This window comes from Streptomyces calidiresistens (assembly GCF_014141525.1).
Classification (GTDB): domain Bacteria; phylum Actinomycetota; class Actinomycetes; order Streptomycetales; family Streptomycetaceae; genus Streptomyces; species Streptomyces calidiresistens.
In genome coordinates, this window is sequence record NZ_VKHS01000053.1 from 1 (window position 1) to 13,601 (window position 13,601).

8 protein-coding genes are annotated in these 13,601 nt (G+C 73.6%); 2 read left to right on the forward strand and 6 right to left on the reverse strand.

The window, feature by feature from the left end:
- The first annotated feature begins 26 nt into the window (after positions 1–26).
- Complete coding sequence (locus tag FOE67_RS30935) at positions 27–2,177, forward strand: RecQ family ATP-dependent DNA helicase (protein WP_182660644.1); 2,151 nt, start codon at positions 27–29, stop codon at positions 2,175–2,177.
- Positions 2,178–2,251: 74 nt separating this feature from the next.
- On the opposite strand, the gene rnhB is transcribed toward FOE67_RS30935, so the two are convergent.
- The 4 genes from rnhB to nrdR all read right to left on the reverse strand — a co-directional run bounded on the left by rnhB (position 2,252) and on the right by nrdR (position 7,700).
- Positions 2,252–3,025, reverse strand: coding sequence for a ribonuclease HII (rnhB, locus tag FOE67_RS04515; protein ID WP_182660646.1), 774 nt, complete (start codon positions 3,023–3,025; stop codon positions 2,252–2,254).
- A 233-nt stretch (positions 3,026–3,258) separates the two neighbouring features.
- Complete coding sequence (locus tag FOE67_RS04520; RefSeq protein WP_182660648.1) at positions 3,259–3,867, reverse strand: YdbC family protein; 609 nt, start codon at positions 3,865–3,867, stop codon at positions 3,259–3,261.
- Between the two features lie 151 nt (positions 3,868–4,018).
- Positions 4,019–6,964 (reverse strand): vitamin B12-dependent ribonucleotide reductase, encoded by a 2,946-nt coding sequence (locus tag FOE67_RS04525; RefSeq protein WP_182660650.1) that lies wholly within the window; start codon positions 6,962–6,964, stop codon positions 4,019–4,021.
- A 271-nt stretch (positions 6,965–7,235) separates the two neighbouring features.
- Positions 7,236–7,700, reverse strand: a complete 465-nt coding sequence (nrdR, locus tag FOE67_RS04530) for a transcriptional regulator NrdR (RefSeq protein ID WP_182660652.1) — start codon at positions 7,698–7,700, stop codon at positions 7,236–7,238.
- 816 nt (positions 7,701–8,516) lie between these two features.
- Here nrdR and lexA point away from each other — a divergent pair.
- Positions 8,517–9,257 carry a transcriptional repressor LexA gene (gene lexA / locus FOE67_RS04535; protein WP_182660654.1) on the forward strand — a complete coding sequence of 247 codons (741 nt, stop codon included), beginning with the start codon at positions 8,517–8,519 and terminating at the stop codon, positions 9,255–9,257.
- A 444-nt stretch (positions 9,258–9,701) separates the two neighbouring features.
- Here the strand turns inward: lexA and FOE67_RS04540 are convergent, their stop codons facing one another.
- Together FOE67_RS04540 and FOE67_RS04545 are read right to left on the reverse strand one after the other, a co-directional pair.
- Complete coding sequence (locus FOE67_RS04540) at positions 9,702–11,690, reverse strand: ATP-dependent DNA helicase (protein ID WP_182660656.1); 1,989 nt, start codon at positions 11,688–11,690, stop codon at positions 9,702–9,704.
- A 113-nt stretch (positions 11,691–11,803) separates the two neighbouring features.
- Positions 11,804–13,567, reverse strand: a complete 1,764-nt coding sequence (locus FOE67_RS04545) for an IucA/IucC family protein (protein WP_182660658.1) — start codon at positions 13,565–13,567, stop codon at positions 11,804–11,806.
- Between the last annotated feature and the right edge of the window lie 34 nt (positions 13,568–13,601).

The following is a 13,601-nucleotide window of genomic DNA, read 5'->3' on the forward strand; positions in this document are numbered from 1 at the left end:
TGCAGCTTCGTCGGCAGCGGTCAGATGTGGATAAGAGACAGGTGCTGGCCGAGTTGGTCGGAACCCCCGGGTCCGTGCTGCGGGAGGACCAGTGGCGCGCCGTGGAGGCGCTGGTGGCGCACCGCCGGCGGGCCCTGGTCGTCCAGCGCACCGGCTGGGGCAAGTCGGCCGTCTACTTCGTGGCCACCGCCCTGCTGCGCCGCGAGGGCGGGGGGCCGACCGTCATCGTCTCCCCCCTGCTGGCCCTGATGCGCAACCAGATCGAGGCCGCCGCGCGCGCCGGTATCCGGGCCCGAACCATCAACTCGGCCAATCCCGAGGAGTGGGAGGGGATCGAGAAGGAGATCGCCGACGGTGACGTGGACGTCCTCCTGGTCAGCCCCGAGCGACTGAACAACCCCGACTTCCGGGACCACGTGCTGCCCCGCCTGGCCGCCGGAACCGGGCTGCTGGTGGTGGACGAGGCGCACTGCATCTCCGACTGGGGCCACGACTTCCGGCCCGACTACCGTCGGCTGCGCACCGTCCTGGCCGACCTGCCCGAGGGCGTACCGGTCCTGGCCACCACCGCCACCGCCAACGCCCGGGTCACCGACGACATCGCCGAGCAGTTGGGCACCGGGGGCCCACCGGCGGAGGACGCGGGGGACGGCGCGGGGCGTGCGCTGGTCCTGCGCGGCTCCCTGGAACGCGAGAGCCTGCGGCTGTCGGTGGTCCGACTGCCGGATCCCGCCCACCGCCTGGCCTGGCTGGACCGGCGGCTGGAGGAGTTGCCCGGTTCCGGCATCGTCTACGCGCTGACCGTCGCCGCCGCCGAGGAGACCGCCGCCCATCTGCGCGAACGCGGCCACGAGGTCGCCGCCTACACCGGCCGCACCGAGCCCGCCGAGCGGGCCGCCGCCGAGTCCGACCTGCTGGCCAACCGGGTGAAGGCGCTCGTGGCGACCTCGGCCCTGGGCATGGGGTTCGACAAGCCGGATCTGGGTTTCGTCGTACACCTCGGCTCGCCCTCCTCCCCCATCGCCTACTACCAGCAGATCGGTCGGGCGGGGCGCGGCACCGATCGCGCCGAGGTGGTCCTGCTGCCGGGACCGGAGGACGCCGCGATCTGGAAGTACTTCGCCTCCCTGGCCTTTCCCCCGGAGGAGCAGGTGCGCGAGACCCTGCGGGTGCTCGGCGAGTCGGAGCGGCCGCTGTCGCTGCCGGCCCTCGAACCACTGGTCGGCCTGCGCCGGTCCCGGTTGGAGACCATGCTCAAGGTGCTGGACGTGGACGGCGCGGTGCGCCGGGTGCGGGGCGGGTGGATCGGCACCGGCGAGCCGTGGGTCTACGACACCGGGCGGTACGAACGGGTGGCGAGGCGGCGTGCCGAGGAGGAGCGCGCCATGCTGGAGTACGCCGACCTCTCCGACTGCCGCATGGCGTACCTGCGGCGCCAGTTGGACGACGAGGGTGCCGCTCCCTGCGGGCGCTGCGACAACTGCGCGGGGGCCCGATTCGACACCTCCGTCGACGAGGAGGCGCTGGCCGCCTCACGGCGCGACCTGCGCCGCCCCGGGGTACCGATCGAACCGCGCCGGATGTGGCCCACCGGCATGCAGGCGGTCGGTGTGGACCTGCGGGGCAGGATCCCCGCGGGTGAGCAGCACGCGCCCGGCCGGGCCCTGGGGCGTCTGTCCGACCTGGGCTGGGGGAACCGGCTGCGCCCGTTGCTGAGCGATCGGGAGGCGGACGGTCCGGTCCCCGACGACGTCGTGCGGGCGGTGGTGGAGGTGCTGGCCGACTGGGCGCGGGGGCCGGGTGGTTGGGCCTCCGGGGAGCCGGATGCCCCGTCCCGTCCCGTGGGCGTGGTCACCGTGGCCTCCCGCGACCGGCCCCGCCTGGTGGCGAGCCTGGGGGCCCGTATCGCCGAGGTCGGGCGGATGCCCCTGCTCGGTTCGGTGACGGTCACCGGCCCGCACACCCCTCGCAGCAACGGTGCCCAGCGTCTGCGCGCGCTGCACGACTCGCTGGTGCCGGACGCCGGGCTGGCCGCCGCGCTGCCCTCGGTCGACGGCCCGGTGCTCCTGGTGGACGACTGGACCGAGACCGGCTGGACCCTGGCGGTGGCCGCCCGCCTGCTGCGACGGTCCGGGGTCCCGGGCGTGCTGCCGCTGGTGCTCGCCGTGCAGGGCTGAGGGCCGCCCCGGTGCGCCCGGCGCGGGGCACTCGATCCCCGCCCCGGGCGCACCGGGGCGGGGGCGCACCGGGCTCAGAACATGCCGAGTTGCCCCGCCGGCGGGCCCTCCGCCGCCGGGCGGCGGGGCCGTCCCGGGGCGACGGGCGGCGGCTTCCGCAGATGCCGCCAGCGCGGGAGGGCGTCGAGGTAGGACCAGCTCAGGCGGTGGTGCGGGGTCGGCCCCAGGCGCTCCAGCGCCGCGCGGTGGGTGGGCGAGGGGTAACCGGCGTTGCGTTCGAAGGCGAAGTCGGGGTGCTCGCGCCCCAGTTCGGCGAGTCGGGCGTCCCGGTCCACCTTGGCCAGGACGGAGGCCGCCGCCACCGACACACAGGACAGGTCGCCCTTGACGACGGTGCGGACGGTCCACGGCGGGCCGAGGTAATCGTGGCTGCCGTCGAGGATCACCGCGTCGGGCCGCTCGGGGAGGGCTTCCAGGGCGCGGACGGCGGCCAGGCGGAGGGCGGCCGTCATGCCGAGGGTGTCGATCTCCTCCGGGGAGGCGTGGCCCAGGGCCCGGGAGGTGACCCACTCCTCCAGCCGGGCGGCCATCTCCGCGCGCCGGGCCGGGGTGAGCAGCTTGGAGTCGGTCAGGCCCTCCGGGGGGCGACGCAGGCCGGTGACGGCGGCGCAGACGGTGACGGGGCCGGCCCACGCACCTCGTCCGACCTCGTCGATCCCGGCGACCAGCCGGGCGCCGGTGCGGGCCCGCAGGGAGCGTTCCACGGTGTGGGCGGGGACGGGACGGGCGGAGGACGCGCGGCGCGTGGCGGAAAGCCCGCTCGCGGGAGCGGAGGGGAAACCGGTCATGACGTGATCCACCCTAGCGCCGCCCCGACCGGGGTTCGCCCCCTCGGGGGACCCGGCACGGTCGGCACGGAAACCGGCCCCTCGCCGGATCGGGGTTCCGACCGGGGGCCCGGAGGGGACGCCCGGCACGAGGCCGATCCGGCGCCCCGCCGACGGGCCGGGCCCGGTCGGGGTGGTACCGGCCCCCGGCGGGGCCCGTACGCCGGGCGGATCCCGGGGGTCGCGCCCGGAGCTCAAACGGTCCAGGCGGGTTCCAGGTCGATCACGTCCCCGGCGAGAGCGGCCAGGTCGGCGCCGGTACCGGCCCGCAGCACCAGGCGCTCCACCCGCTCGGTGCGGTACTTGGCGCGTTCGGCGGCCGAGTCCCACATGGACAGGACGAGGAACTCCCGGTCCTCCTCCGCCTCGGCGAAGACCCCGCGCACCATGCCGGGGCTGCCCGCCATGGCGGGGTTCCAGACCTTCCGCTGCATGAGGGAGAAGTGTTCGGTGCGATCCTCGTGGACCCGGCAGTGCGCGACCCGCAGCAGGTCCACGTCGGTGAAGCGGGGCTCGAAGCCCATCTTGACGTCGAAGCGGTAGTCGAAGAGCCGCACCCTCTCGTCGCGGTGGGTACCGGCCTGGGAGGACGCCAGGCGGGCGTGGGAGCGCGCCATGAAGGAGTCGTAGAGCGCGCGGCTCTCCCAGAAGCAGAAGATGTGCGCCACCCCCGGGTCGCTCCGGCTCCAGCCCCCGCCCTGCCCGCGGAAGCCGGGTTCCCCGAGGAGGCCCGCCCACTTCCGCTGCCCCCGCTCGAAACCGGTCCGTTCGACGACGTTGCAGCGAATCCACTTGACCAGCACCGCGCCATCGTACGGCCCCGGCGGCCCGGCCGACGCCGGACGGGGGAAGCCCGCCCGGCGCACGGCGGCACCGCACGCGCGCGGGGCGGCGGAACCGGTTCCCCGGTTCCGCCGCCCCGGCCGGACGTTCACCCCCGAGGGGTGCCCGCGATCAGCTGCAGCCGCTGGTGGAGCCGCAGCCCTCGCAGATGTAGCAGCTGCCCGCCCGCTGCATCTTGGTGCCGCAGGAGAAGCACAGCGGGGCGTCGGCACTCACTCCGAGCTGCATCTCCACCAGCTCGGCGTTGGTGCGCGCCTGGCCCGGCGCGGGGGACTCCGGTCGGACCGGCTGCGCCGGCACGGACGGCGTGGTGGAGGCGGGGGACACCGTGGGCGCGGACTGCGAGAGCCCCTGCACGTCCACCTCGTGCTCCTCGCCGCCGACGGCCTCGTAGGAACCGGTCTCCAGGTGACGACGACGCTCCTCGGCGGTGTGGATGCCCAGGGCGGAGCGGGTCTCGAACGGCAGGAAGTCCAGGGCCAGGCGACGGAAGATGTAGTCGACGATCGACTGCGCCATCCGGACATCGGTGTCGTCGGTCATGCCGGCCGGCTCGAAGCGCATGTTGGTGAACTTCGAGACGTAGGTTTCCAGCGGCACGCCGTACTGGAGGCCGACGGAGACGGCGATGGAGAAGGCGTCCATCATGCCCGCGAGGGTGGAGCCCTGCTTGGACATCTTCAGGAAGACCTCCCCCAGCCCGTCGTCCGGGTAGGAGTTGGCCGTCATGTAGCCCTCGGCGCCGCCGACGGTGAAGGAGGTGGTGATGCCGGGCCGTCCCTTCGGCAGGCGCTTGCGCACCGGGTGGTGCTCCACCGTCGCCGGAGCGGCCGGGGCCGCGACGGGAGCGGCGACGGTCGCGACGGCGCCGACCGTCGTGGCGCCCGTGGCGCCCGTGTCGCCCTTCTTCTTCGCCGACAGCGGCTGGCCGACCTTGCAGTTGTCGCGGTAGATCGCCAGCGCCTTCAGCCCGAGCTTCCAGCCCTGGAAGTAGATCTCCTCGATCTCCTCCACCGTCGCGCTCTCCGGGACGTTGCAGGTCTTGGAGATGGCCCCGCTGAGGAACGGCTGGGCGGCCGCCATCATCCGCACGTGACCCATCGGCGAGATCGAACGCTCACCCATGGCGCAGTCGAAGACCTCGTAGTGCTCGGTCTTCAGGCCGGGGGCGTCGGTCACCGAACCGTTCTCGGCGATGTGGGCGACGATCGCCTCGATCTGCTCGGTCGGGTAGCCGAGCCGCTTGAGGGCCATCGGCACGGTGGTGTTGACGATCTGCATCGAGCCGCCGCCGACGAGCTTCTTGAACTTGACCAGGGCCAGGTCCGGCTCGATGCCGGTGGTGTCGCACCCCATGGCCAGGCCGATGGTGCCGGTGGGGGCGAGGACGCTGGCCTGCGCGTTGCGGAAGCCGTTCTTCCCGCCCAGTCGCAGCACCTCCTCCCAGGCCTCGGTGGCCGCGTTCCACACCGGGGTGTCGAGGTCGTCCATGCGGGTCGCGGCGGCGTTGGCGTCGGAGTGCTGCCGCATGACCCGCAGGTGGGCCTCCGAGTTGCGGGCGTAGCCGTCGTAGGGACCGACCACGGCGGCCAGTTCGGCGGAGCGGCGGTAGGCGGTGCCGGTCATCAGGGAGGTGATGGCGCCGGCCAGCGCGCGTCCGCCGTCGGAGTCGTAGGCGTGGCCGGTGGCCATCAGCAGGGCGCCGAGGTTGGCGTAGCCGATGCCCAGCTGGCGGAAGGCGCGGGTGTTCTCGCCGATCTTCTCGGTGGGGAAGTCCGCGAAGCAGATGGAGATGTCCATCGCGGTGATGACGAGTTCGACCACCTTGGCGAAGCGCTCGGCCTCGAAGCTCTGGACGCCGTTGCCGTCGTCGTGGAGGAACTTCATCAGGTTGAGCGAGGCGAGGTTGCAGGACGTGTTGTCCAGGTGCATGTACTCGCTGCACGGGTTGGAGGCGCTGATGCGGCCGGACTCCGGGCAGGTGTGCCAGTGGTTGATCGTGTCGTCGTACTGGATGCCGGGGTCGGCGCAGGCCCAGGCGGCCTCGGCCATCCGTCGGAAGAGCGCCTTGGCGTCGACCTCCTCGATGACCTCGTTGTTCAGCCGGCCGCGCAGGCCGAACCGCTCGCCGTTCTCGACGGCCCGCATGAAGTCGTCGGTGACCCGTACCGAGTTGTTGGCGTTCTGGTACTGGACGGAGGTGATGTCGTCCCCGCCGAGGTCCATGTCGAAGCCCGCGTCGCGCAGGGCGCGGATCTTCTCCTCCTCCTTGACCTTCGTGTCGATGAAGGCCTCGATGTCGGGGTGGTCGACGTCGAGCACGACCATCTTCGCGGCGCGCCGGGTGGCACCCCCGGACTTGATGGTGCCGGCGGAGGCGTCGGCGCCGCGCATGAAGGAGACGGGACCGGAGGCGTTGCCGCCGGAGGAGAGCAGTTCCTTGGAGGAGCGGATGCGGGAGAGGTTCAGGCCGGCGCCGGAACCTCCCTTGAAGATCATCCCCTCTTCCTTGTACCAGTCCAGGATCGACTCCATGGAGTCGTCCACGGAGAGGATGAAGCAGGCGCTGACCTGCTGGGGCTGCTTGGTCCCGACGTTGAACCAGACCGGGGAGTTGAAGCTGAAGACCTGGTGCAGCAGGGCATGGGTCAGCTCGTGGTCGAAGATCTCGGCGTCGGCCGGGGAGGCGAAGTAGCCGTGCTCCTCACCGGCCGCGCGGTAGGTGCTCACCACCCGGTCGATGAGCTGCTTGAGGCTCGTCTCGCGCTGCGGGGTACCGACGGCCCCGCGGAAGTACTTGCTGGTGACGATGTTGACCGCGTTCACCGACCAGAAGTCGGGGAACTCCACGTCGCGCTGCTCGAAGTTGACCGAGCCGTCGCGCCAGTTGGTCATGACGACGTCGCGCCGCTCCCAGGCCACCTCGTCGTACGGGTGCACGCCGGGGGTGGTGTGGATGCGTTCCATGCGCATGCCCTTGGGGGCCGCGCCCTTGCCGCCGGACTTGGTCCCCTTGCCGCGTGAACCCCGTGCCGAACCGCTCGTCGTCTCTGTCATGCCGCCTCCCTCTTCGGGCGAAACGCCCTGGTGTGCCCGGCTCCTGGTCCGGGACACGGATGTACTTCGGTGCCGTGGCGGGTGCCGCCGCGCACGGCGGACGCCGGGGTTCGGGGCGCTCCTCGCGCCGCCCCGCCCCGGGCTTCGCCGGATGGTCGATCACGTCCCCGCGCCGGTGCCCGCCCGGCGGGTCCGCCCGGAAACGGGCGGGGACGCCGCCTCCCCGCGTGCCCCACCGCTCCGCGGAACGGTGCGGTACGGGGCCGGCCGGTCAGTCGGCGCCGGCGGGTGGTCGCTCCCGGCGCAGTTCCTCGATGGCCGCCTCGAAGTCCTCCGGGCTGTCGAAGGCCCGGTAGACCGAGGCGAACCGGAGGTAGGCCACCGCGTCCAGCTCCCGGAGCGGGCCGAGTATGGCCAGGCCCACGTCGTGGGCGGACAACTCGGCACGGCCACCGGCCCGCAGCGCCTCCTCGACCTGCTGGCCGAGTCGGTCGAGGGCGTCCTCGGTGACCGGTCGCCCCTGGCACGCCTTGCGCACCCCCGCGATGACCTTGTTCCGCGAGAAGGGCTCGGTCACCCCGCTGCGCTTGACCACCATGAGGGCCGCCGTCTCCAGCGTGGTGAAGCGCCGGGAGCAGTCGGGGCACTGGCGGCGGCGCCGGATGGTGGTGCCGTCGTCGGCCGTGCGACTGTCCACGACCCGGCTGTCCGGATGACGACAGAAAGGGCAGTGCATCGCGACCGCTCCCCTTCCGATGTGGTGCCCGATGTGGTGGACCCGTCGATCCGGTGGCGGTTCCGAGCGGTCGGCACCGGGCTTACCCGGCGGCCCCTCGAAGCACCGCGCAACGGTTCCACAAGGGCCGAAAGGCCCCCGCGGAACGCTCCCCAGCATAGGCGATGCGGAGCCCGAATGAGACCTCGGAACCACAACCCCTGGGGAGTCGCGAGCCATCTAACCACTAGATCTGGGGGGCCCGGGACCGACACGCCGCCGATCGGGGAGTGCCGGGGGTCACCCCGCCGGGCCCGCTGCCGCGCCCTCCCGGCGCCGACGTGCGGAGATCACCGGCCGCACCGGCGCGACTGCGCGCGGCGGCCCCGGATCCACACGCGAACCCCGCACCTCCCGCAAGCTCCGCATCCGATGCGGCGGGCGCCCCGGGGGCCGCCCCGTCGTCCGCGGTTGTCCGCGGTGGTCCGCACCCGAACCCGGGAGCGGGGGCGACCGGGCGAGAATACGCCGGCCCGCCGGTGCCCGCGGAACCCGGGTCGGGCGCCGGGAGCGACCCGGGGAACCCGGGTGCACCCCACCGCTCGAACTCCGATCCGGCCGGGAGGAGTTCACCACGCGACCCGGCCACGATCCCGGGAGGGCGCGCCCCGACCGGCGGGCGTCACCACCGGATTTCACCGGAAAACGGCATTCCTTACACCGCCGACCATGATCTCCTCAGCGGAATCGCCATATTTCACTCGAACGTGTGTTTGGCGCAACCTTTCGATACCCCATAGCGTTGACCGGCCAGGGAGTACGCACGAGAGGGGCGACATGACCACCGCAGCAGACAACACCATCACCGCGCCGCCGGGGGCGGGCCGCACCGGGGAGGCTCCCGCCGGGCGATCCCTTCCCGGTCGTCCGCCGGGTATTCGGGCGGACAGCAGCGGACTGACCGAGCGCCAGCGGCGCGTCATCGAGGTCATCCGCGATTCCGTCCAGCGCCGCGGTTACCCGCCCTCCATGCGGGAGATCGGACAGGCCGTCGGCCTCTCCAGCACCTCCTCGGTCGCGCACCAGCTGATGGCCCTGGAGCGCAAGGGATTCCTGCGCCGGGACCCGCACCGCCCCCGCGCCTACGAGGTGCGCGGCGCGGAGACCCCCACCCCGCAGCCCTCGGACACCTCCGGCCGCCCGGCCGCCTCCTACGTGCCGCTGGTGGGCCGCATCGCCGCGGGTGGGCCGATCCTGGCCGAGGAGTCGGTGGAGGACGTCTTCCCCCTCCCCCGGCAGCTGGTCGGCGACGGTGAGCTGTTCGTCCTCAAGGTCGTCGGTGACTCCATGATCGAGGCGGCCATCTGCGACGGCGACTGGGTCACCGTCCGGCGTCAGCCGGTGGCGGAGAACGGCGACATCGTCGCCGCCATGATCGACGGCGAGGCCACCGTCAAGCGGTTCAAGCGGGAGAACGGCCAGGTGTGGCTGCTCCCCCAGAACCCCGCCTACCAGCCCATCGCCGGTGAGAGCGCGACCATACTGGGCAAGGTCGTCGCGGTGATGCGCCGCGTCTGAGACCGGGCACGGCGCGGAGGGCGGTGGATCCCACCGCCCGGGACCGCGCCCCCGGTGGGGCGGAACCGCCGGGACCACGGGGGAAACGCACCGGACCGCACGGGTCGGCGGTCCGGCCGTCCCCCTCGTCCGCGCCGCCCGACCACCGTGCCGCGCCGTGTCGCGAGCGCGGGCCACGGGAGCGGGGCCCGCCCGGGTGGCCCCCGGAGAGGCCGCGGGCGGGCCTGCGGGCGTCCCCGGGCCGGGGGCCGGCCCCTCTCGTCTCCGAGCGCGGTTCGCCCGCGGGGCCCCGCCGAGCGGCCGGGCCCCTCGGCACCGATGTCCCTTCCCGACTACCCCCGACCCGGCGTCGGAGCGGCCCCGGAGGGAGCCCCGCGCCGGGCCGACACCCGCCTCCCGACCATGTCGGACGGCGCCGGCCGGGCGGAGGCGACCGGTACCGGCTCAGGCCTCCTTCGCCGCGGCATCGATCGCCGCCAGCGAGCGGCGCACCTGCGCCGCGTCGTGCGTGTACCAGAAGTCCGGCATCGAGGCCCGCAGGAAGCTCCCGTACCGCGACCGGGCGAGCCGGGAGTCCAACACCGCCACCACCCCCCGGTCACCGGCCGCCCGCACCAGCCGTCCGGCGCCCTGGGCCATCAGCAGCGCCGCGTGGGTGGCCGCCACCGCCATGAAGCCGTTGCCCCCGGCCTCCTCGACCGCCTTCTGCCGCGCACCGGTGAGCGGGTCGTCCGGCCGGGGGAAGGGAATGCGGTCCATGACCACCAGTTGGCAGGACGGCCCCGGCACGTCCACCCCCTGCCACAGCGACAGGGTGCCGAACAGACAGGTCTCCGGGTCCTGCGCGAAGCCCTTGATCAGCTCCCCCAGGGTCTCCTCGCCCTGGAGCAGGATCGGGTGGGGCAGCCGGCCCCTCAGCTCCTCCGCCGCCGCCCGGGCCGCCCGCATCGAGGAGAACAGGCCCAGGGTGCGTCCCCCGGCCGCCTCGATCAGCCCGGCCAGCTCGGCCATCGTGTCCGGGCGGGCGGGCTCGCGCCCGGGCGGGTCCAGGTGCCGGGCGACGTACAGGATGCCCTGGCGCCGGTAGTCGAACGGCGACCCGACGTCCAGACCCCGCCACGGCGGGTCCTCCGGCCCCTGCCGTGCCTCCGGGGGCAGGCCGAGCGAGGCGGCGACGCCGTCGAAGTCCCCACCCAGTTTGAGGGTGGCGGAGGTGAGCACCACCGAGCGCTCGGCGAACAGCTTCTCCCGCAGCAGGCCCGAGACGGACATCGGCGCCACCCGCAGCGACGCCCCGTAGCGTTCGTGGCGCTCGTACCAGACCACGTCGTACTCCGAGCCCTCCAGCACCCGCTCGGCGACCGTGTGCACGGTCTCCACGGAGGCCAGGGCCTGCCGCCGTACGGCGTCCTCCTGCTCCACCGAGGCGTCCCGGGTGCCCCCCAGGGCGGTGATCACGGTGCGCGAGGCGTCCCTCAACAGGGCCAGGGCGTGGCGCAGGTCCTCCGGGATCTCCTCCAGCCGTCCCGGCAGGGCCAGTTCCATGAGCGCCTCGAAACCGTCGGAGGCGTTCTGCAGGGCATCCGCGGCCTTCTCGTCGACCAGTTTGGCCGCGCGCCGGGCGGCCCGGGCCACCGAGGCGGGGGTCAGCTCGCCGGTGGCCACGCCGGTGGCGCGGGAGACCAGTTCGTGGGCCTCGTCCACCACCAGCACGTCGTGGGAGGGGAGGATCGAGGCGCCCTCCAGGGTGTCGATGGACAGCAGCGCGTGATTGGTGACGATGACCTCGGCGAGCCGGGCGCGCTCGCGGGCGGCCTCGGCGAAGCACTCCGCGCCGTAGGCACAGCGGGTGGCGCCCAGGCACTCGCGGGAGGAGACCGACACCTGCGACCAGGCGCGGTCGGAGACGCCCGGTGTCAGCGCGTCGCGGTCGCCGGTCTCCGTCTCGTCGGCCCAGTCCCGCAGCCGCAGCAGGTCCCTGCCGAGTTTGCTGCTCGCCCCGCCGGCGGAGGCGGCCGCCTCGAAGGGGTCGAACAGTCCCTCTTCCTCCTCCTGCGGAACCCCCTCGTGGAGGCGGTGCAGGCACAGGTAGTTGGAGCGGCCCTTGAGGGTGGCGAACTCCGCGCGGCGCCCCAGCAGCGGGCGCAGCGCCTCGGTGACCCGGGGCAGGTCCCGCTCGGTGAGCTGCCGCTGGAGGGCGAGGGTGGCGGTGGCGATGACCGCGCGCTCGGCCCGGGCCAGGACGGGTACCAGGTAACCCATGGACTTGCCGGTACCGGTGCCGGCCTGCACCAACAGGTGGGTGTCCTCCTCGACGGCCGCGGCGACGGCCTCCGCCATCGCCACCTGGCCGGGCCGCTCGGTGCCGCCGATGGCACCGACCGCTGCGTGCAGGAGTTCGGGAACGGCGGGACCGCCGGAAGGTGCGCTCATAGCGCAGACACCCTACGCGGTCCCTCCGACACCGGATCCGGCCCGGTGGGGCCGGCCGACGGATCCGGCCGGCCCCGGCGGATCGGGGCGCTCGTCGACGCCCCGTCACCCGTTCACGGGAGCGGGGGAGCGAGCGGGGGAGGCGAGTGCAGCGGGTTGACGACCGTACCGTGCACGGCGGCGTGCGGGCGCTCCGACCGGTCCCGGTACCCGTCCAGGTGGAGCCGGTTGCGATTCAGGCACAGACGGTCGATGCGCGGGGAGAGCAGGTCGAACTGCTCGAATCGGCGCTTCAACTCCGGGAAGCGGTGCTGATGGCGCAGGATCTCCGCGCGCACCAGGGCCCAGAAGCGCCCCTCGGGCACCCCGAGGTGCTGCGCGCACACCGGCGCCAGGTAGCGGAACACCCCGATGAACAGGCCGGAGTGGATGAACTGCGGCAGGAAGGAGGACGGCTCGGTCAACAAAATCCGGGCGACCTCCTCCGGTATGCCCTCCCGCTCGGGAACCGGCTCGGCGCTGAGGTTCACGTCGTCGACGAAGTCCTTGACGGCCAGTCGGGTCGGGACGTCGTCGGCGTCGAAGAGCACCACGGCGTTCTCGCCGTGCGGGGAGAAGACCGTGCCGTAGCGGTAAAGGAAGTGCAACAGCGGCGGCAGCAGGGCGGAGAAGAGGCGGGAGAGCCACTCCTCGGCGCCCAGCCCCGAACGCCCCACCAACTCGGCCACCAGCGCGCGCCCGTCCGCGCCCACCGAGGGCAGTGCGGCGAGGGTGCGGGCCCGCTCCCCCGGGTCCAGGTGGGCGGCGATCGGCTCCCGCCAGATGCAGCCGAGCAGTTCCCGGTACTGATAGGGCACGCTGGGCAGCTCGTCGTACAACGGATGGGGGACGGTGACCGAGGCGGTCTCGCCGAGCAGCACGACCCGGGTCTCCTCGGCGAGGAAGGGATCGGCGTCGCGCAGGCCCAGCATCCACTCGGTCACGGCCGGCGCGGCCAGGGTGCGTTCGGTGGGCAGTCCGCGCCACACCAGCGTGTTGAGCACCGACAGCGGCAGCTTGACGCCGCGTCGCTCCGGACGATCGAGGTTGACGAAGGTGCGGATGGACTGCTGGGGCAGCCGCCGGTCGCCGTCGGTGGGCAGCGGGATGAGGGTGCCCTCGGCGACCTCGCGGGCGAAGAGGGTGGCGATGGTGTTGTCCCACTGCCAGGGGTGCACCGGCAACCACAGGTAGTCGTCCGGGTTCCGCCCCCGGTCGGCGACGGTGCGGGCGAAGGTCTCCCGGACCCCCGGGTCGAGTTCCCGCCCGTAGAGGGTGTCGGGGTCCGCCAGCGCGGACACGCCCCGGTACCGCGCCAGGGCCCGGTGGGCGGCGATCCAGGGCAGTCGGGCCGGCCGCCGGGCCTCGGGGGCCCAGTGGGCCGCGTCGGACGCGGAGAAGCCGACCCGCCCCTTGTTGGCGACCAGCCAGGGGTGGCCGGTCTGGTGCCCCTCCAGTTCGGCGTAGCCCAGATCGGCGGTGGCCGCCGCGTCTAGTGCCCGGGAGGCCAGGAGGGTGTCGGCGGCCAGGGTGGCGGTCAGCTCCCGGATGAGGTGGCCGGTGGTGTCACCGCCCAGTCCGAGCAACCCGTCGTGGGCGAGGGCGACGAACCGCAGGGGGTCGGCCTCCGGGGTGATGGAGTCGGGGTCGACCTGCCAATGGCCGTGGGCCCACCGACGGGCCCGGAAGCGGTAGCACAGCTCGTCGGTGACGGGCAGACGGTAGGAGCGCTCCGGCGGCAGCGGCGGAGCGTCCCCCGGGGTGTCCGCGGGCGCGGCGGCGGTGGGGGACGCCGGGGCGGCGTCACGCCTCCCGGCCCCGTCCCCGGAGTCGGCGATCCCGTCGGCGGCTCCGGGAGGGTCGGGGTGGACG

Coding starts and splice junctions, on each gene's coding strand:
- lexA (WP_182660654.1), top strand. CDS start 8,517: ATGACCACCGCAGCAGACAACACCATCACCGCGCCGCCGGGGGCGGGC.
- FOE67_RS04525 (WP_182660650.1), bottom strand. CDS start 6,964: ATGACAGAGACGACGAGCGGTTCGGCACGGGGTTCACGCGGCAAGGGG.
- FOE67_RS04540 (WP_182660656.1), bottom strand. CDS start 11,690: ATGAGCGCACCTTCCGGCGGTCCCGCCGTTCCCGAACTCCTGCACGCA.
- rnhB (WP_182660646.1), bottom strand. CDS start 3,025: ATGACCGGTTTCCCCTCCGCTCCCGCGAGCGGGCTTTCCGCCACGCGC.
- nrdR (WP_182660652.1), bottom strand. CDS start 7,700: ATGCACTGCCCTTTCTGTCGTCATCCGGACAGCCGGGTCGTGGACAGT.